Raw genomic sequence first — 18,476 nt, forward strand, 5'->3', positions numbered from 1 at the left:
GTTAAATCTCCCTGCGACCTAGAACAGCACTCTTTAACGTCATTTCATCGGCATATTCAATGTCTGATCCGACTGCTAAACCATGTGCCAGTCTAGTTACTTTTATTCCAGCTGGCTTAACTAATTTGGCTAAATATTGAGCGGTTGCTTCCCCTTCTGGGGTTGCATTTGTAGCAATAATCAATTCTTTAACGCTTTGATTTTGCTTCAAACGATTAAGCAACATCTTAATATTCAAATCTTCTGGGCCAACTCCATCAACTGGCGATAAGACCCCTCCTAGGACGTGATACAACCCGTTATAGCCGTTCATATCATCTAAGGACATGATGTCTTTAGCTTGTTCGACGACTAAAATAGTTGATTGATCACGACTCTTATCACTACAAATTGGACAAATATCCTCAGTGGTAATATTTCCACAAATCTTACATTTCTTTAAATCTGTTTTAGCGGAAATTAAATTATCAGCAAATTCTTTAACTTGGTCTTTGTCCATACCAAGTGTGAAAAATGCCATTCGAGTAGCAGTCTTGCGACCAATACCCGGTAACATCATATAGCTATCGATTAATTTCGAAATTGGTTCTGGATATTTCATTACATCAACCCGTTTGTGTATTTACCTAATTTTGCTTGCTTGTCATCATCAACAGCCTTGAAAGCATTGTTCAAAGCATCGATCAACATATCTTGCAATGTATCTGGATCATCTGGATCGATAATCTTGTCGCTGATTGTCATATCAGCAATCTTCTTGTCACCAGTAACTTTAACTACAACAAAATCATCGACTGATTTACCAGTGTATTCTGTCTTATTAAGTTCTTCAGTTGTAGCTTGAACTTCTTTTTGCATCTTTTGGGCTTGGCGCATGATATTGGCCATGTTGCCACCCATTCCACCCATATTTGGCATTCCTTTACTCATAATAATTCCTCCTAGTCATTTTTTACATCAACTATATCGTCACCAAATAATTTTAATGCTTCATCAACGGTGGGATCAGTTTTTTTAGTTTCTTTATTAGATTTTACCGTGTTTTTCTTGGTTGAATCAATATTATTATCAATATATTCTTTTCTTATTTTAGGCCAGTCGACCTTAGGCACGAGAACTATTTGACAATCTTTTTTCAACAACCTACTAGCATTGTCGGTCAAAGACTGCAAAAAGTCACTATCATCTTGAACTTGTTCGAACCACATAGCGTAATCAAAAGCGACTACGATACCTTCTGAAGATGCAGCAACTGGTTGTGCGACTCTCATCATAGCACGTTGTGAAATTGAAAGCATACTCATTAGTTCGGGCCACATATCTCTAGCCGCTGCCAAATCATTCTTAGTAGCACTGCCGAGAACTTTATAAATTGCTGTCTTGTTCAAACGAGTATTGTTGTTGGCACGATGATGAGGCTTAGGCTTTGAACTGCTCTTTTGAACGACTGCCCCACTAGACAAATCTTTGACCTCATTTTGTAGGTGAGAAACTTCATCACGCAATTTATCGATGACTTCATTTTCAACTGGCGCTTCTGCTTCTGGAGCACTAGTTTTAGCTACCTTAGGCTCAGAAATCTTAACTGTCAAAATTTCCATATAAATATCAGTTTGATTGGAATTTTTAAGATTCTTTTGGGTTGCACTAACTTGATCAACGATATAAAACAAGCGGTCATTGTCAAATTTATCCGCAATTGCCAACAATTCTTTGGTCATGACTGAACTATCCATCTGATTAGATAAATCAGAATTGGAATTATACAAAATCAAATTACGACAAACTCGAATGATCATCTCTGTAAATCGTAAAGCTGAACGACCACTCTCTAAGATTTGATACAAACTCGTCAAAGCTTGAGCAGGCTTATTTTCAGCGATAGCCGTCATATAAGAAACAATCTGTTCATTGCTCAAAGCGCCGGTTACTTCTTGGGCATTTTTAAGCGTTAATTCATCATCGCCATATGACAAAGCCTGGTCCAAAATACTCAAAGCATCACGCATTCCACCTTCAGCAGAAGCAGCGATAATGTCCAATCCTTCTTCGTCATACTTAATATTCTTATCATTTAAAATAAAAGTCATTCGTTTCAGGATATCTTGTTTAGAGATTCTTCTGAAATTAAAACTTTGCGTTCTAGAAATAATTGTTGCGGGAATCTTTTGCGGTTCGGTTGTTGCCAAAATAAACATAACATTTGCTGGTGGTTCTTCCAATGTTTTCAGTAAGGCATTGAATGCACCTTGAGAAAGCATATGAACTTCATCAATGATATAAACTTTATATTTGGCTTCAGTTGGAGCGTATTTAACTTTGTCACGAATGTCACGGATCTCTTCGACACCATTGTTTGAGGCGGCATCAATTTCAATCACATCATTTAAACGATTTTCATTTGCTGCCAAACAAATTTCACATTCATTACAAGGTTCGCCATCTTGGGGGTTAAGACAATTGACTGCCTTAGCTAAAATCTTTGCACAGGATGTCTTTCCAGTACCACGTGGCCCACTGAATAAATACGCATGACTAGTCATATTGCTAGCCACCGCATTTCTCAGGGTCTGAGTAATGACATCTTGGCCAATTACGTCAGAAAAAGTTTGGGGACGCCAAACTCGATAAAGTGCTTGATATGCCATTTTTTCTCCTTCAAAAAAATCTGATATGTAAATTTTAACACAAAAAAACTCCTAATCCGGAATAGATTAGGAGGCTAATATACATAACAAAAGGCACATGGTACACCTTACTTAGTGCTGCTTTCTTCCGAACCTGACACGATTCACAAGAGCACCATTGCCCTAAGGCCTTACGGCAATAACTATGATACTATAAATTACAAATTTTTTCTACTTTTTGCGACGAATTTCTCGAAAGAAATTGCGAAGTAAGTCAGCTGCCTCTTGGTCTTTGACCCCACTCAGCACTTCTGGTTGGTGATTGTAGCGGGTCTCAGCCAACAAATTATTGATAGAACCAACTGACCCTGCTTTAGGATCCTTGGCACCATAAATAACTTCTTCGATACGACTGTTGATGATAGCACCCGCACACATTGGACAAGGTTCCAGCGTGACAAACAAACTCGTGTGTTCCAAACGCCAACTACCAACTTTTGCACAGGCCGCTTCAATTGCAATGATTTCCGCATGCTTAATCGCATTTTGGGTTTCTTCGCGTTCATTTGAACCACTAGCAATCACTTCTCCGGTTTGGTTGTCCACTATGACACAACCAATCGGAACTTCTCTTCTTGATTCAGCTTTTTTTGCTTCCTCTAATGCTAAATCCATGTACTCATTTATTTTATCTTCTGAAAATATCATTTTTAACCGATTAAATTAGTTACTTTCTTTTCTAAATATTTGGGAAATACTGGTGCTTTGAGTTTTAATTGTTCCTGTTCTTTTTTCAAAGTTTCCAAGATATCAATCAATTCACGTACTTGATCATCGGATAATGTACCGACAAAAGCCATTAATTTTTCGTTACCGTGAAGATATTTATCAACATACTCTTCTAATTTCGCACGATCTTTTTGAACCGTCTTATTTTTCAAAAGATGAATTACAGATGATACCGTTAAAATTGTACCTGCAGAAATTGCAGAAATAATAATTCCAATTACGATTTTTTTCTTCATAAGTAAACGCCTCCAACATGAATATACCATATTCAGGAGTAATTTAAATCAATTTACTTTTCAAAATATAATATCCTTTATCACGTGTAACCACTTCAACGTTGCCAAAAGTTGCATCCATTAGTTTTTTAGCTGAAGGAGCACCTTGTTTCTTTTGCAAGACGATCCATAATTCACCATTTGGTTCGAGATAATCCTTTGAGTCAGCTAAAATTGAATTGACAACTTTTTTACCAGCACGAACTGGTGGATTGGAAACGATCAATGCATACTTGCCTGATACCTTATCGTAAGTATCTGATTCAAAGATCTCAACATTTTTAATTTGATTGTTGTCGGCATTTTTCTTAGCCAAATCTAATGCTCTTAGATTAACATCAACCATAGTTACGTCACGTTTTGTCTGTTCTTTAGCCAAAGCCAAACCGATCGGACCGTAGCCACAGCCAACGTCTAAGATATTGCCATTAGGAATGTTCTGGAAATCAATTGCTTCAATTAATACTCGCGAACCGTAATCAATCGTTTGTCTAGAAAAAACCCCACTGTCAGACATAAAATCCAAATTATGTTTGCGCAAAGTAAAATTGAAATTCTTAACTTCATGCTCCACACTAGGAGTATTTTCAAAATATTGATTAGCCATAGGTTTCATCCTTCCTTTTTTGGATAAAAAAAAATCCTCTTACGAGGATTAATTTTAACATAAAGTGTATTACTTCAATGTAACTGTTGCACCAACAGCTTCTAGTTTAGCCTTCATGTCGTCAGCGTCAGCCTTAGCAACGCCTTCCTTGATAACCTTAGGAGCACCATCAACAAGGTCCTTTGAGTCCTTCAAGCCAAGTCCTGTGATACCACGAACTTCCTTGATAACCTTAACCTTTTCTTGACCTGCTTCTGTAAGTTCAACGTCAAATGAGTCCTTTTCTGCAGCAGCGTCGCCACCAGCAGCACCGGCAGCAGCAACTGGAGCAGCAGCCTTAACGTCAAATTCGTCTTCAATAGCCTTAACAAGGTCGTTAAGTTCTAGAATTGAAGCATCTTTTAAATCATCGATAATCTTTTGTGTATCTAAAGCCATTATTGTATCCTCCAAATATTATGAGTTTTTTTAGTTAATTAAGCTTCTTGTCCGTCGTCTTCTTTGTCTGCGAGTGCTTTAACAACCATAGCAAAGTCACGTACAGGAGCTTGTAATACAGATACCAACATTGATAGCATGCCATCTCTGTCTGGTAATGTAGCTAATTCTTGAATTTCGTCAAGAGATGCAGCTTTACCTTCGATGATTCCACCCTTGATTTCAACGGCGTCAACATCTTTGGCAAACTTAGCAGCAATCTTAGCAGGTCCAACAGGATCTTCTTCAGAATAAGCGATAGCTGTAGGTCCAACGAAGAACTTCTCTAGACCTTCAACACCAGCTTTTTCAGCTGCACGTCTCAAGATTGTATTCTTAACAACTTGCATAGTAGCATTTTGTTCACGTAATTCAGCACGCATTTCAGTTGCTTGTTCAACTGTTAGACCTAAGTAATCAACAACGATTACTGATTTTGCGCCTGTAAGTTGCTTAGCAATTTCATCTACTTCTGCTTGTTTTTGTGCTAATACTTCTTGCTTCATTATTACGTTTCACCTCCACAATTTTTTAGTTAATCTTCTACAAATTCGGCTAAAAATAAAATCTCTGTGCCCTAAGGACACAGAGATTAAGTGAAATAATCTTCTGGCCTCGGCAGGATATTAAGACTTTCATCACCTGAGTCTTCGGTAGAAATCAACTATGATAATTTATCATTATTTTGGTAATTAGTCAACACTTATTAAGCGTTGATCTTTAGACCAGGTCCAAATGTAGATGTCATGTTTACACTGACAATATAGTTACCCTTCAATGATGCAGGACGTGCTTTAGCAATTGTGTCGTAGAATGAACTGAAGTTTTCTACTAACTTGTTTGTATCAAATGACATCTTACCGATTGGTGCGTGGATAAGACCATTTGAATCTACACGGTATGTAACTTGTCCGGCTTTAATATCATTAACAGCCTTTGTAACATCCATTGTAACTGTACCTGTCTTAGGGTTAGGCATCAAACCTTTAGGTCCAAGAACACGACCCAAACGACCAACTTTGGCCATCATAGGTGGTGTAGCAACGGCAACATCAAAGTCTAACCAGCCGTCTTGAATCTTTTCTACAAGGTCGTCTGAACCAACGATATCAGCGCCGGCTGCTTCTGCATCCTTAGCTTGTTGTCCTTCAGCGAAGACGATAACCTTTTGAGTTTTACCTGTACCGTTAGGTAGTACAATAGCACCACGAATTTGTTGATCAGCTTGTTTAGGATCAACATCCAAATTGATAGCAACTTCAACAGTTGCATCGAATTTAGCGTAGTCAACTTTCTTCAATAGTTCTACAGCTTCTTCAGCAGTATAACTTTTGTTTTTATCTACTTGTTTTAATGCTTCTGTATATTTTTTTCCATGCTTAGCCATGCTAAGTTCCTCCTTGCTTTGTGGTCTTACGGGGTTTTCCCCTCCCACTTGTTAAGAATGTTTTCACATTCTTTGTAAACTGCTCAATCTAGTCTTTTACTTTACTTCAAAGCCCATACTTCTTGCAGTACCAGCAACCATACGCATTGCAGCATCAACGTCTGCAGCATTTAGGTCTTTCATTTTGGTTTCAGCAATTTCGCGAACTTGGTCTTCAGTAACTGTGGCAACCTTGTTTGTGTTAGGTTCGCCAGAGCCCTTTTCAACGCCAGCAGCTTTCTTCAATAGAACTGCAGCTGGTGGTGTCTTAGTAACGAAATCGAATGAACGGTCTTCGTATACTGAGATAACAACAGGGATAATCATACCCTTTTGATCTTGTGTACGTGCATTGAAGTCCTTTGTAAAGGCAACAATGTTAATACCAGCTTGTCCTAGTGCAGGACCAACTGGAGGAGCTGGAGTAGCCTGTCCAGCAGGGATTTGTAATTTTACTACGTTAGCAACTTTTTTAGCCACGGTGCATACCTCCTTGTTCCGTGATGTGGTCATGATGAGAATAAAAATTTTCTCTCCCACATGTATGTGTCAAAAACATACCGTTATATAGTAGCACGGCCTACTAGTCTTTTCAATAACTATTTTTGTTTTTCAACTGATGTGAAATCAAGTTCAGCTGAAGTCATACGACCAAACATATCAACGTCAACTTTAAGTTTTCTGTGTTCATCATCGATTTCTGTGATCTTACCAGTTGTATCTGAAAAGGCACCATCAGTGATGTTAACTGTTTCGCCAACTTCAAAGTCAGATGGCTTATTAGCATTCATGCCATATTGCTTCATGATGCTATCAATTTCCTCGGGTAATAGTGGTGCAGGCTTACTACCTGAACCGTGACTGCCGACAAATCCAGTAACGCCTGGTGTATTACGAACGATAAACCATGACTCATCACTCATAACCATTTGTACTAAAACGTAACCAGGGAAAGTTTTTTCCATTTCTTTCTTTTCTTTACCGTTTTTCATTTTTGTTTCTTCTTCTTCAGGAACAACTGCTTGGAAAATGTAATCTTCCATACCCATTGATTGAGCACGTGATTCTAGATTTTCCTTAACTTTATTTTCATATCCTGAATAGGTATGCAAAACATACCATTGTTTTTCGCCAGCTTCAGCCATAATTTCCTCCAAAATTCAAAATAAAAAAACTCCGAACCACAGTCGAAGTTTTTCTGATTGCTAATATCATAGCAAATTTTTGACATTCTTACAATCTATTTACCCATGATAAAGGTTTGTAATAATTTAATTAGACCCCAATCAACTACGGCAAAGAAGATTGCATACATTAGTGATGTAGCGATAACAGTCCATGTATCACGTCTGTTTTCTTTAAATGTAGGCCAAACAACTAATTTCATTTCTTTATTGACACTACCAAAAAATTTAAATAGTTTCATTTGTTCCTCCAGCTTATCTTGTTTCTTTATGTAACGTGTGTTTTCCACAGTGCTTACAGAACTTTTTAACTTCTAGACGTTCTGTGCGGTTTGGGTTCTCGCTGATTGTGTAGTTACGTGAACCACAAACAGTGCAAGCTAATGCGACTTTTCTTAATCCCATGTTTATCTCCAAAATCTATTCTTAATCTTATTAATTGTAAACTCTGGAAGGTTGTTTGTCCATTGCAAACTCATGACAAATCAGAATCGTCTTGCTTTAAAATCAAATACTTCAAGCGATAAATTGCGTTTTGAATTTTTTTAGGAGTACACGATTCTTTCTTACAAGCTTGGTCCATAGTTATCTTTCCTAAAATGAATTGCATCGCTGTTAATTCCAGTTTACTCATCTTTTCAGTCAAAATTTCAACTTGATCTTTTACCTCTATTAAATAACGATGACCGTCAATTGGCCGTTGATTCGGATGAACTTCTAAGGGCTCAGTCATCCCATTGATTTTTCTCTTACTCGCATTTTCACGTCTGATCAAATCAATAACTCGTCGTTCAAATTTCATCTTAAAGAAGCTACCAAATTTTGAACCACTGGTACCATCAAAAATTTGGCAAGTTTCATAACAAATTATAAAAGCCTCTTGATACCAGTCTTCACGATCAAAGCCAACGATATAGTAATGTTTAGCTAAATTATCAATCATCGGATGATATTTTTTCACTAGTTTATCTAGGGCTGATGAATCTCTATTAGTTCTGACTTGTTCAATCCATAGTGATTCTAGGCTATACATTTGGCGTGTTGTTGTGGGAATAATCTTATATTTTTAGAATAACATTGCTGTTTCTTGCATTAAAAGAGAACATTTGTTTACAAAAAAAACGAATGAAATTTAATCATTCGCTTAATATAAATTACGCATTTCTTGAAGCAAAAGCTTGGTACAACAAAATACCAGTCGCAACTGAAGCATTCAAACTTTGCACGTGTCCGACCATCGGAATATTCAAAGTTTGATCAGCTTGTTTGAGAACTAGTGGTGAAATTCCCTTACCTTCGTTACCAATGATCAGAGCGACTGCTCCTTTGGCATTCCAGTTACGATAATTGTCACCTTCCATAGCTGTACCAAAGACCCAAACATTCTTCTTCTTCAAGTCTTTGATTGTGTTAACTAAGTTAGTTACACGGACTACTGGCACGTGTTCGATAGCACCAGTTGAAGTCTTAGCAACCGTTGAAGTAAGTCCAGTTGAACGATGCTTTGGCACGATGATTCCATGAACGCCTACGGCATCGGCTGTACGCATGATTGAACCGAGGTTATGGGGATCTTCAATTTTATCCAAAATCAAAATAAAGGGATCTTCATTTTTCTTCTTAGCATTGTCAAAGATATCTTTCATTTCAGCGTATTGATAAGGGGCAATGTAAGCTGCCATTCCTTGGTGATTGCCGCCTTCACTAATATCGTCCAACTTGTTCTTAGGTACTTCTTGAACGATCAAACGGTCACGCTTAGCTAATTTGATAGCTTCTGCGATGTGTTCACTTGAAAGTCCTTTTTGAACTAAAACTTTATTGACACGTTGATCAGCTGTTGAAGACTTCAATAGTTCAATTACTGAATGAACTCCATAAACTAATTCTTTTTCTTCATTGTTATTATTTCTATTCGAATTTCCGGTCATCTGCTGCACCACTTTCTACTTCATTTATACACCACAATGCAAGTTCTTTAACACGCTCTTTGTCTCCAGTAATATCCAAGTAACCAAAGACGGCTTCAAAACCAGTGGACATATGATAAGTGACAACACTTGTATTCTTTGCTTTAGTTTGCTTCTTGGCATTACGCCCGTTCTTATAAATCCTTACTTCTTGTTCAGTCAAAACATCGTTATCGAGCATCAAAGTTATCAATGAAGCTTGAGCTTTCGCTGATACATAATGTTTGGCTTGGTGTTGTAATTCATTTACTTTGACGATATTTTTAGACAATAAATGTTCACGAATAAATACTTCATAAACCGCATCGCCTAAATAGGCCAAAGTTACACCGTTAAATTTCTTAACATCAGTCATTAATATGCCACCGTGTTCCTTGAGGGGTATCTTCTAAGATTACGCCCATATCTTTTAGTTGGTCACGTAATTTATCACTCGTAGCGAAATCTTTGTTTGCACGAGCTTGGTCACGTTGATCGACCATTTGTTGAATTTCTTCAGAAAGGTCTTGTTGACTATCCAAGTTGATTCCAAGAATACTTGTCAAATCAGCCATAGCTTTTAGGATAACATTTACAGCATTTTTAGCAACTGTATCTCTTGATGAGTAATTGTTAGCTAAACTGACCAAATTAAAGATTTCCGTCAAACCATTTTGAACGTTAAAGTCATCATTCATAGCCGTTTTGAAATCTTCGATAATATCTTGGGTTTGAGTAACGATTTCTTCGTCATCTGTATCCTTAGCATCATCTAATCTAAATTTCAAATTGTTGTAAGCTGTCTTAATCTTATCTAAATTGTCAGCCGCTTTTTGCAAATTAGCTTGGGAATATTCGAGTGGTCGACGGTAATGAGTTGATGAAAGGAAGAATCTCAAAACTTGCGGATTAGTCTTTCTGACCAAATCATGAACCGTGACAAAGTTACCGAGTGACTTACTCATCTTTTCGTTATTCTCGACAGTTACAAAACCATTGTGCATCCAATAGTTAACGAATTTCTTACCAGTCTTAGCTTCACTTTGAGCAATTTCGTTTTCGTGGTGTGGGAACTCTAAGTCTTGACCACCACCGTGAATGTCAAAAGTTTCACCTAAATACTTAGTTGACATAACTGAACATTCGATGTGCCAACCTGGACGACCCTCACCCCAAGGAGAATCCCATTTGATCTCGCCTGGTTTAGCTTTTTTCCAAAGAACAAAGTCAATTGGATCTTGCTTCTTATCGAACTCAGCTTCACCAATGTGTTCACTGGCACCTTCAACTAATTGATCGATATTTTGGTCAGAAAGCTCACCATAATGTTTGAACTTTCTAGCTCGATAAAAGACATCCCCGTCAGATTCATAAGCATAGCCTTTATCAATCAAAACTTTAACGAAATCGATAATATCTTGAATGTTATCAGTAGCTCTGGGATTAATAGTAGCTTTTTGCACGTTGATAGCTGCAATATCTTCATAAAAGGCTTTGATAAAACGATCAGCTACTTCTGGGACGGTAATTCCTTCACGATTAGCTTCTTTAATCATTTTGTCATCGACATCAGTGAAGTTAGATACGAATTTTACCTTGTAACCTAGGAATTCCAAATAACGACGAACTGTATCAAACGCTACGATCGAACGAGCGTTACCAATGTGAATGTAGTTATACACAGTCGGTCCACAGACGTACATATTAACTTGATTAGGTGTTATTGGTTTAAATTCTTCTTTTTCACGGGTCAATGTATTGAAAATTTTCAACATAATCTTCACCTATATAAAAAAGAGCTTGGAGGCAAACTAAGTTTTCCTTCAACCTCTTTTTCTTTTCTTTTAGTTTTTTCGCGCTTTATTTCATTTCATTCAAAGTCTTGTCGATATTTGCAAGAGCTTGATCTTTACCAAACAATTCGATAGTTTCAGCGATTGCTGGACCATGCATTGTTCTAGTAGCAGCAATTCTAGCTGGCATGTATAGTTTTCTACCCTTAACACCAGTATCAGCACGAACTGATTGAATAGCATCCATGATTTGAGCAGCTGTGAAGCGTGGTAATTTTTCTAACTTACCTTTCAAGTCTTCGATAGCAGTCTTAGCATCATCGTCAGCTAATTCTTTTTGTTCGTCATCAGTTAGATGTTCTGGTTGATTGAAGAAGACATCAGCCAAATCGATAATTTGTTGTGTGTATGACATTTGTGGCATGTAAAGTTCTGTCAAATGTCTTACCCATTGAATTTGGTCAGTTGATGGATCAGCTGGTACTCGTTTTGCTTCAATCAAGTTAGCAAGTACTAAGTCAGTGATTTCACTAACATCAGCGTGCTTAACATATTGGTTGTTGACCCATTCTAGTTTCTTTTGGTCAAATTTAGCAGGTGATTTGCTCAAACGGTGTTCGTCAAAAATCTTGATGAATTGTTTGCGAGTGAATAATTCGTCTTCACCAACTGGTGACCAACCAAGAAGTGTAATGAAGTTAAACATAGCTTCTGGTAGGTAACCTAATTCACGATATTGTTCGATAAATTGTAGGATTGATTCATCACGTTTACTTAACTTCTTACCAGTTTCAGTATTGATGATCAATGTCATGTGACCAAATTTTGGAGCTTCCCAGCCTAAGGCATCGTAAATCATCAATTGTTTTGGTGTGTTAGCAACGTGATCATCACCACGAAGAACATGACTGATTTCCATCAAATGGTCATCAATAACAACCGCAAAGTTGTATGTTGGCATACCGTCACGCTTTTGGATAACCCAATCGCCACCGATAGTATCTGAACCGATTGAAACTTTACCCTTTACGATATCGTCCCATTCGTAGTTCTTACCAACTGGTACGTGGAATCTAACAACTGGTTGAACACCAGCATCTTCTGCTTCTTTGATCTTAGCAGCTTTTTCTTCGTCAGACATACCTTCAAATTCATATTCATAATGAGGCATTTGTCCGTGAGCTTCTTGATCCTCACGCATTGCTTGTAGTTGTTCTTCAGTCAGATATGATTTGTAAGCTAAACCTTTTTCTAGTAATTCATCAATGTATTTTTGATAAATTTCTTTTCTTTCTGATTGACGATATGGACCATAGTCACCACCGACATCTGGACCTTCATCCCAATCAACGCCAAGCCACTTTAGGTTTTCTAGTTGACTCTTTGTTCCACCTTTAACGTTTCTCTTTGTATCAGTATCTTCAATACGGATAACGAAAGTTCCCTTGTGACTACGTGCGAACAAGTAGTTAAAGATAGCTGTTCTAGCATTCCCAATGTGCAAGTGACCTGTTGGACTTGGTGCATATCTTACACGAATTTTATTATCTGACTTTTTTGCCATTTCTGTGTTCTCCCCTTTTATTTCTCGAGTTGTTTTTATTCGAATTCCGGTTGCCATTGTTACGGTTACGATTTCCATTATTGCGGTTGCCGCCATTATGGTTATTGTTGCCGTTATGGTTGTTTGAATTCTCCTTGGCACTACTCTTTTCCTGGATACCATGTATTGAATGTTTAGGTTTTGCAAATATCATTTTACCAGCATCAGTTTGCAATGCACTAGTTACGATGACTTCGACGTCTTTATTGATAAAGTATTTACCTTCTTCAACAACGACCATCGTACCATCTTCTAGGTATGCGACACCTTGCTCTCTTTCAGTACCCTCTTTTATAACTTTAACAGTCATTGCCTCTCCTGGCAAAATCATTGGTTTCAAGACTTTGGCTAGTTCGTTAATGTTAAGTACCTGAACATTTTGAAATTCACTTACCTTACTTAAATTATAATCATTTGTCATGACGGCACCACCAATTTCTTTGGCTAATTTAAGTAATTTCATGTCAACTTCTGGTATATTATCATAATCTCGCGTTGTTGTTTCATAATTAATAGTTTGATCCATCTTCATTTCGTTCAAAATGTCCAAACCACGACGTCCGCGTTCACGTTTTTGACTATCACTGGAATCGGAAATTAGTTGCAATTCATGAACAACAAAGTCCGGAATCATCAACTTACCTTCCAAAAATCCAGTTTCAGCCAATTGATGAATCCGACCATCAATAATTACTGAAGTATCCAAAATCTTATATGGATAAAATTCTTTTTTGGCAGAACGACGAGTTACTTCACCTTCAGAAGCAATCTGGTCGCTCTTATCATTAGTTTTGTTGTTTCGTTTAGTAATAGAGAAATTAGTCCAATCATTTCGACGACTAGTTCCCATACGAAAACCGATCCAACCAAAGACAATCATTAAAATTACCGGAATCACATTAGAAAACATATTGTGCATCATGTAAAACGGAATTGAAATGATGTTAGCTAAAACTAGACCTGCGATTAAGAAACTAGCTCCATAAATAATCCAACCGGGGGATCTAGAGTTTAGATATTTTTCCATTTTTTGATTTAATTCCATGATTGGTCTAACAAACAAGAACGACAAAAAATAAAATATAATACATCCAATAAGTCCGTCAAAATAGCCGTTGTTGATAAAAGCAATTCCTGCTAAACCGAAAATTTCCCACAAACTAGGCAAAATCGTAATTCCGACTGCAATACCTAGCAAAGCGAAAACTATATTTATTACAATTTTTCGCATAAAAACCTCCTTAATTAAAATATTTTGTTCATAGCGTCTGACACGGTACTGACACCGATGATTTGAATCTTATTATTTTTGGACCAATCACCAAGATTATTCTTAGGAATAAAGATTCGTTTGAAACCAAGCTTTTCTGCTTCATTAACGCGTTGATCGATTCTATTGACTCGTCTAACTTCACCGGTCAAACCGACTTCGCCAACGAAACAATCAGTTCCAGGTATACCCATATTCTTGTAACTGGAGGCAATTGACATTGCTAAAGCCAAATCGATTGCAGGCTCATCCAATTTTACGCCACCAGTTGATTTCAAATAAGCATCTTGATTTTGGAGCATCAAATTACCACGTTTTTCTAGTACCGCCATAATAACTGAAACTCGATTATGATCTAAACCAGTTGCGGTTCTCTTAGCATTACCAAAAACAGTTGGGGTAATCAAAGATTGAATTTCAACCAAAATTGGTCTCGTTCCTTCCATTGAAACTACCACCGCAGAACCATTGGCATTAGCTAAACGTTCTTCCAAGAAAATCTCCGAAGGATTAGCTACTTCAACTAATCCTTTCGTTCGCATTTCAAAAATACCGATTTCGTTAGTTGAGCCAAAACGATTCTTGACTGAACGTAAGATTCGATAACTGTGATGAGTGTCACCTTCAAAATACAAAACTGTATCTACCATGTGTTCCAAAATCTTTGGTCCAGCGATGGCACCACCCTTGGTCACATGTCCCACAACGAAGACGGTGATATTTTGTTGTTTAGCGATATTCATCAATTCTGCCGTTACTTCACGAATTTGTGAAATACTACCAACAGCAGAAGAAATTTCTGGTTCATCCATTGTTTGTACCGAATCGATAATCAAAAAGTCTGGCTTCATATCATCGATGGTTTGACGAATATAACTCATATCAGTCTGTGGGTAAATGTACAAGTTATCACCCTTAATGCCTAGACGATCAGCTCGCATTTTAATTTGTGAAGCGCTCTCTTCACCAGAAACGTACAAAACCTTGCCACCGGTCTTTTGAAGTTGTCCTGAAACTTGAGTCAAAAGCGTTGATTTACCAATTCCCGGATCTCCACCAATTAAAATCAAAGAACCCGGTACGATTCCGCCACCAAGAACTCGATTCAATTCATCCATATCAGTCTTGATTCGAGGTTCTTTTTCAAAAGAGACATCCCCAATTTTAACTGGTTTAGATTCCAAATCACTGACACGACGACTAGGTGTGACACTGGCTTTGACAGTTGCTTGATCAACTTCTTCGACCATTTGATTCCAAACGCCACAGTTAGGACAACGACCTAAATACTTTGGTGAAACGTAACCACAATTTTGACATACGAATTTTGTTTTAGCTTTAGCCAATAAAATAGTTCCTTTCTTAATTATATTCCTGAAGAACCAAATCCACCAAGGCGTTTCTTTAATCCACCTTCATCATCATCGGTTGTAAGATATTTAATGAAAATTCCTTGCGCCAATCGTTCACCCTTTTTGACCTTATAATCCATTGGGAAAAAGTTGATCAATTGAACAAACAATTCACCTTCATTACTATCATTATTATAGTAGTCTGCGTCAACTACACCAATACCATTAGGGATTGAAAGTCCACGTTTCAAAGGATTGCTTGAACGGCTGGCAATAATCAAAACTTCGTCATCTTGCATGTAAGCTTTGATACCAGTTGGAACTAGAACTGGCTTGATTGATTTTTGAACTTCAGCAAGTTTTGAGTCATCCATCTTGCCTTTATTCAAAATAAATTTCAAAACATTTAAAACTCCAAATTTCCAAATTGAAGGCACCACGAAATCCTGTGCACTTTCAATATCATAACCAGCAGCGTTTTTAGTCTGACGAACTGGCAAATTAATACCTCGTCCCTCGTATTTCTTCACAATTTCAAATCCACGTTTTTTTGTCAAATCGAAAACTCCTTCAGCATTAGATAACTAAAATAATAGCATTTTAGGCGCTATAAAACTATTCATTACACTGACTTTCTACTTATAATAGAGTAATATAAAATTAAATTAATCTAGCAGGAGGTAATTATATGGAAATGAAACATGAGGACGGTCGTTTTTACTTTGAAGACGATGACAAAATGATTGGTGAGATCACTTACTCAACTGTTAAAGATGGCGTTGTCTCAATCGACCACACTTACGTTGACGACAATTATCGAGGTCAAGGTCTAGCTGGTAAACTTTTGAATGCTATGTTGGATTTTTCCGATTTAAAAGGTCTCAAGGTAGTTCCAGTTTGTGAATATGCCAAAGCTGCTTTTGAAAAGAAGCCAGAAATTAGATTTCTTTTAGCTGATAATTACCAAGAGCTATTGAAGGGGGAAAATTAGTTGAATCAAGATGAATTAAAGAAAGCCGTTGGTGTTAAATCAGTCGATTACATCAAGAGTGACACCGTAGTTGGTCTAGGTACAGGTTCTACTGTTTACTACATGATTGAAGAATTGGGCAAGAGATATCAAAGTGGTGAAATCAAGAATATCGTAGCAGTAACTACTTCATCCCGTTCTGAAAAGCAAGCTCAATCCCTAGGCATTCCAACCAAAGATTTGAACGACGTTGATCACATCGACTTAACAATCGATGGTGCTGACCAAATCGACAAAAACTATCAAGGAATCAAAGGTGGCGGTGCTGCCCACTTGTTAGAAAAAATGGTCGCTACTAACTCAACTAAAAATATTTGGATCGTTGACCAATCAAAAATGGCTGACACATTAGGCAGTTTCCCATTACCTTTGGAAGTAATTCCATTTGGTTGCGAGAAGACTTTTGAAGACTTGCAAAAAGAAGATTTAAAGCCAGAATTCCGTCTCGATGAAAATGGCAAACGCGTCTTAACTCACAATAAAAATTACGTTATCGACTTAAAAGTTGGTACGATCAATCATCCTCATCTTCTAGCTGATTGGTTAGATCATCAAGTTGGAATAGTTGCACATGGCCTATTTCTTGATATAGTTAATACTATTATCGTCGGTTACGAGGATGGTCCAAAGGTAATCGATAATATTAGATAAATTTCAAACAGAGGAGAATATTGCATGACTAAAGAAATTACATCATCAGATTTAACTAACTTTCAAACAGCATTTGAAAAGACACCAGCTTCTGCAGCTATTAAAAACGCTGTAATCAACAACGGACTTTTCAAATCAAGTGAAACTATCGAATCTAAAATTGCTATGGATCCAACTTTTTCAGTTGAATTAGATACTGGTAAAGTTGCTGACCAAATGCGTTCTGGACTCTGCTGGGTCTTCGCTGCTTTGAATACTATGAGACACCCTGTTCAAAATGAATTCAAAATCAAAGGTTTTGAACTATCACAAGGCTACATGCTTTTCTGGGATAAGTTAGAAAAATCTAACTACTTCTTCGAAAACGTTATTAACACTGCTGCTCTTCCAACTGGTGACCGTAAAGTCGACTTCTTAATGACAACACCTCAACAAGACGGTGGTCAATGGGATATGGTCATGGCACTCGTTCAAAAATATGGACTAGTTCCTAAGAGCGTTATGCCAGATACTTTCAGTCGTAAGAATTCATCTGAACTAAACAACGTTCTTAACAAGAAATTACGTAAAGGTGCCATCATCTTACGTAACTTAGTTAACGACAACAAATCAGAAGAAGATATCGAACGTAAAAAGAATGAACTTTTAAGCGAAATCTACAAGATTTTAGTTTACACAGTTGGCGTTCCTCCAACTAAATTTGACTGGGCTTACCGTGATGACGATAAGAACTATCACAAAGAAGTTGGTATTACACCTCAAGAATTCTTCAAGAAATACGTTGGCTGGGACTTAGACAGCTACATCTCAACTATCAACGCTCCAACGGCTGACAAGCCATACAACCACGTTTATACCGTTGAAATGCTTGGCAACGTCGTTGGCGGCCGTCAAGTTCGTCACTTGAATCTTGAAATCAATGACTTCAAGAAACTTGCCATCAAACAACTTCAAGCTGGTGAGACAGTTTGGTTCGGTAGTGACGTTGGTCAAAGTTCTGATCGTAAGATTGGTATTATGGACACAAACATCTATGACCTTGAAGGTTTATTAAACACTGATCTTTCAATGACTAAAGCAGAACGTCTTGATTACATTGAAAGCATGATGACACACGCTATGGTTATTACTGGTGTTGATTTGGACGAAAACGGCAACCCATTGAAGTGGAAAGTTGAAAACTCATGGGGTGAAAAAGTCGGAAACAAGGGTTACTTTGTTATGAGCGACTCATGGTTTGACGAATACGTTTATCAACTAGTCATCAACAAGAAGTACTTACCAGAAGACTTAAAGGATACTTTCGAAAAAGAATCCAAAGAACCTAAAGTTCTTGCACCATGGGATCCAATGGGTGCTCTTGCTTAACTATTAAGTAAATTAACCTCGTTAGAATATTCTAGCGAGGTTTTTGTGTACCCAAATTCTATCGTAATACCTATG

Annotated in this window: 24 protein-coding genes, 1 other RNA gene and 1 other annotated feature; of the genes, 3 read left to right on the forward strand and 22 right to left on the reverse strand. The window is 37.4% G+C overall.

What is annotated here, in order from left to right; genetic code table 11:
- Window position 1 precedes the first annotated feature (1 nt).
- From recR to G6534_RS07920, 22 genes are all read right to left on the reverse strand, one after another.
- Complete coding sequence (recR, locus tag G6534_RS07815) at window positions 2-601, reverse strand: recombination mediator RecR (RefSeq protein WP_010018683.1); 600 nt, start codon at window positions 599-601, stop codon at window positions 2-4.
- The gene (locus G6534_RS07820) at window positions 601-930 is read right to left on the reverse strand and encodes a YbaB/EbfC family nucleoid-associated protein (protein ID WP_010018682.1); all 330 of its coding nucleotides are present in this window, start codon (window positions 928-930) and stop codon (window positions 601-603) included. Before G6534_RS07820 ends, recR begins: the two co-directional genes overlap by 1 nt.
- Window positions 931-941: 11 nt before the next feature.
- Complete coding sequence (dnaX, locus tag G6534_RS07825; RefSeq protein WP_059073762.1) at window positions 942-2,648, reverse strand: DNA polymerase III subunit gamma/tau; 1,707 nt, start codon at window positions 2,646-2,648, stop codon at window positions 942-944.
- A gap of 84 nt (window positions 2,649-2,732) precedes the next feature.
- An RNA gene (gene ffs / locus G6534_RS07830) (signal recognition particle sRNA small type) lies at window positions 2,733-2,815 on the reverse strand.
- 43 nt (window positions 2,816-2,858) lie between these two features.
- Window positions 2,859-3,335: a nucleoside deaminase gene (locus G6534_RS07835; RefSeq protein ID WP_059073761.1), complete on the reverse strand. Its 477-nt coding sequence runs from the start codon at window positions 3,333-3,335 to the stop codon at window positions 2,859-2,861.
- Between the two features lie 2 nt (window positions 3,336-3,337).
- Entirely contained in the window at window positions 3,338-3,652 is a 315-nt protein-coding gene (locus tag G6534_RS07840; protein WP_059073760.1) for a hypothetical protein, read from the reverse strand.
- A 43-nt stretch (window positions 3,653-3,695) separates the two neighbouring features.
- Window positions 3,696-4,298: a class I SAM-dependent methyltransferase gene (locus G6534_RS07845; protein WP_182082572.1), complete on the reverse strand. Its 603-nt coding sequence runs from the start codon at window positions 4,296-4,298 to the stop codon at window positions 3,696-3,698.
- A gap of 69 nt (window positions 4,299-4,367) precedes the next feature.
- Complete coding sequence (gene rplL / locus G6534_RS07850; RefSeq protein ID WP_059073759.1) at window positions 4,368-4,736, reverse strand: 50S ribosomal protein L7/L12; 369 nt, start codon at window positions 4,734-4,736, stop codon at window positions 4,368-4,370.
- A gap of 38 nt (window positions 4,737-4,774) precedes the next feature.
- Entirely contained in the window at window positions 4,775-5,281 is a 507-nt protein-coding gene (rplJ, locus tag G6534_RS07855; RefSeq protein WP_057812651.1) for a 50S ribosomal protein L10, read from the reverse strand.
- A 46-nt stretch (window positions 5,282-5,327) separates the two neighbouring features.
- Window positions 5,328-5,447: a sequence feature (ribosomal protein L10 leader region), on the reverse strand.
- Between the two features lie 34 nt (window positions 5,448-5,481).
- Complete coding sequence (gene rplA, locus G6534_RS07860) at window positions 5,482-6,162, reverse strand: 50S ribosomal protein L1 (RefSeq protein ID WP_059073758.1); 681 nt, start codon at window positions 6,160-6,162, stop codon at window positions 5,482-5,484.
- A 96-nt stretch (window positions 6,163-6,258) separates the two neighbouring features.
- Window positions 6,259-6,681, reverse strand: coding sequence for a 50S ribosomal protein L11 (gene rplK, locus G6534_RS07865; protein ID WP_182082573.1), 423 nt, complete (start codon window positions 6,679-6,681; stop codon window positions 6,259-6,261).
- 119 nt (window positions 6,682-6,800) lie between these two features.
- On the reverse strand, window positions 6,801-7,346 hold the full coding sequence (nusG, locus tag G6534_RS07870; protein WP_057812654.1) for a transcription termination/antitermination protein NusG: 546 nt from the start codon (window positions 7,344-7,346) through the stop codon (window positions 6,801-6,803).
- Window positions 7,347-7,441: 95 nt separating this feature from the next.
- Window positions 7,442-7,627: a preprotein translocase subunit SecE gene (gene secE / locus G6534_RS07875; RefSeq protein ID WP_057812656.1), complete on the reverse strand. Its 186-nt coding sequence runs from the start codon at window positions 7,625-7,627 to the stop codon at window positions 7,442-7,444.
- A gap of 13 nt (window positions 7,628-7,640) precedes the next feature.
- On the reverse strand, window positions 7,641-7,790 hold the full coding sequence (gene rpmG, locus G6534_RS07880) for a 50S ribosomal protein L33 (protein WP_010018670.1): 150 nt from the start codon (window positions 7,788-7,790) through the stop codon (window positions 7,641-7,643).
- 70 nt (window positions 7,791-7,860) lie between these two features.
- Complete coding sequence (locus G6534_RS07885; protein ID WP_238788886.1) at window positions 7,861-8,346, reverse strand: sigma-70 family RNA polymerase sigma factor; 486 nt, start codon at window positions 8,344-8,346, stop codon at window positions 7,861-7,863.
- A gap of 193 nt (window positions 8,347-8,539) precedes the next feature.
- The gene (gene rlmB / locus G6534_RS07890) at window positions 8,540-9,316 is read right to left on the reverse strand and encodes a 23S rRNA (guanosine(2251)-2'-O)-methyltransferase RlmB (RefSeq protein WP_059073755.1); all 777 of its coding nucleotides are present in this window, start codon (window positions 9,314-9,316) and stop codon (window positions 8,540-8,542) included.
- On the reverse strand, window positions 9,297-9,710 hold the full coding sequence (locus G6534_RS07895) for a Mini-ribonuclease 3 (protein ID WP_010018666.1): 414 nt from the start codon (window positions 9,708-9,710) through the stop codon (window positions 9,297-9,299). The genes rlmB and G6534_RS07895 overlap by 20 nt, the downstream gene beginning before the upstream one ends.
- On the reverse strand, window positions 9,703-11,109 hold the full coding sequence (gene cysS / locus G6534_RS07900) for a cysteine--tRNA ligase (protein WP_059073754.1): 1,407 nt from the start codon (window positions 11,107-11,109) through the stop codon (window positions 9,703-9,705). Before cysS ends, G6534_RS07895 begins: the two co-directional genes overlap by 8 nt.
- A gap of 85 nt (window positions 11,110-11,194) precedes the next feature.
- Window positions 11,195-12,691 carry a glutamate--tRNA ligase gene (gene gltX / locus G6534_RS07905; protein ID WP_059073753.1) on the reverse strand — a complete coding sequence of 499 codons (1,497 nt, stop codon included), beginning with the start codon at window positions 12,689-12,691 and terminating at the stop codon, window positions 11,195-11,197.
- The gene (locus G6534_RS07910; RefSeq protein WP_182082574.1) at window positions 12,672-13,961 is read right to left on the reverse strand and encodes a PIN/TRAM domain-containing protein; all 1,290 of its coding nucleotides are present in this window, start codon (window positions 13,959-13,961) and stop codon (window positions 12,672-12,674) included. The genes gltX and G6534_RS07910 overlap by 20 nt, the downstream gene beginning before the upstream one ends.
- Window positions 13,962-13,975: 14 nt before the next feature.
- On the reverse strand, window positions 13,976-15,346 hold the full coding sequence (gene radA, locus G6534_RS07915) for a DNA repair protein RadA (protein WP_059073752.1): 1,371 nt from the start codon (window positions 15,344-15,346) through the stop codon (window positions 13,976-13,978).
- A 20-nt stretch (window positions 15,347-15,366) separates the two neighbouring features.
- A complete protein-coding gene (locus G6534_RS07920; RefSeq protein WP_059073751.1) occupies window positions 15,367-15,909 on the reverse strand; it encodes a dCTP deaminase/dUTPase family protein in 543 nt (180 codons plus the stop codon).
- Between the two features lie 131 nt (window positions 15,910-16,040).
- On the opposite strand from G6534_RS07920, the gene G6534_RS07925 reads away from it, so the two are divergent.
- From G6534_RS07925 to G6534_RS07935, 3 genes are read left to right on the forward strand one after another with little or no spacing between them, the layout of a single operon-like run.
- Window positions 16,041-16,343: a GNAT family N-acetyltransferase gene (locus G6534_RS07925; RefSeq protein WP_059073750.1), complete on the forward strand. Its 303-nt coding sequence runs from the start codon at window positions 16,041-16,043 to the stop codon at window positions 16,341-16,343.
- Window positions 16,344-17,033, forward strand: coding sequence for a ribose-5-phosphate isomerase RpiA (gene rpiA, locus G6534_RS07930; protein WP_010018658.1), 690 nt, complete (start codon window positions 16,344-16,346; stop codon window positions 17,031-17,033). It abuts the gene before it with no gap.
- A 24-nt stretch (window positions 17,034-17,057) separates the two neighbouring features.
- A complete protein-coding gene (locus G6534_RS07935) occupies window positions 17,058-18,401 on the forward strand; it encodes a C1 family peptidase (protein ID WP_059073749.1) in 1,344 nt (447 codons plus the stop codon).
- The last annotated feature ends 75 nt before the right edge of the window (window positions 18,402-18,476 follow it).

This window comes from Companilactobacillus pabuli, assembly GCF_014058425.1.
GTDB lineage: Bacteria > Bacillota > Bacilli > Lactobacillales > Lactobacillaceae > Companilactobacillus > Companilactobacillus pabuli.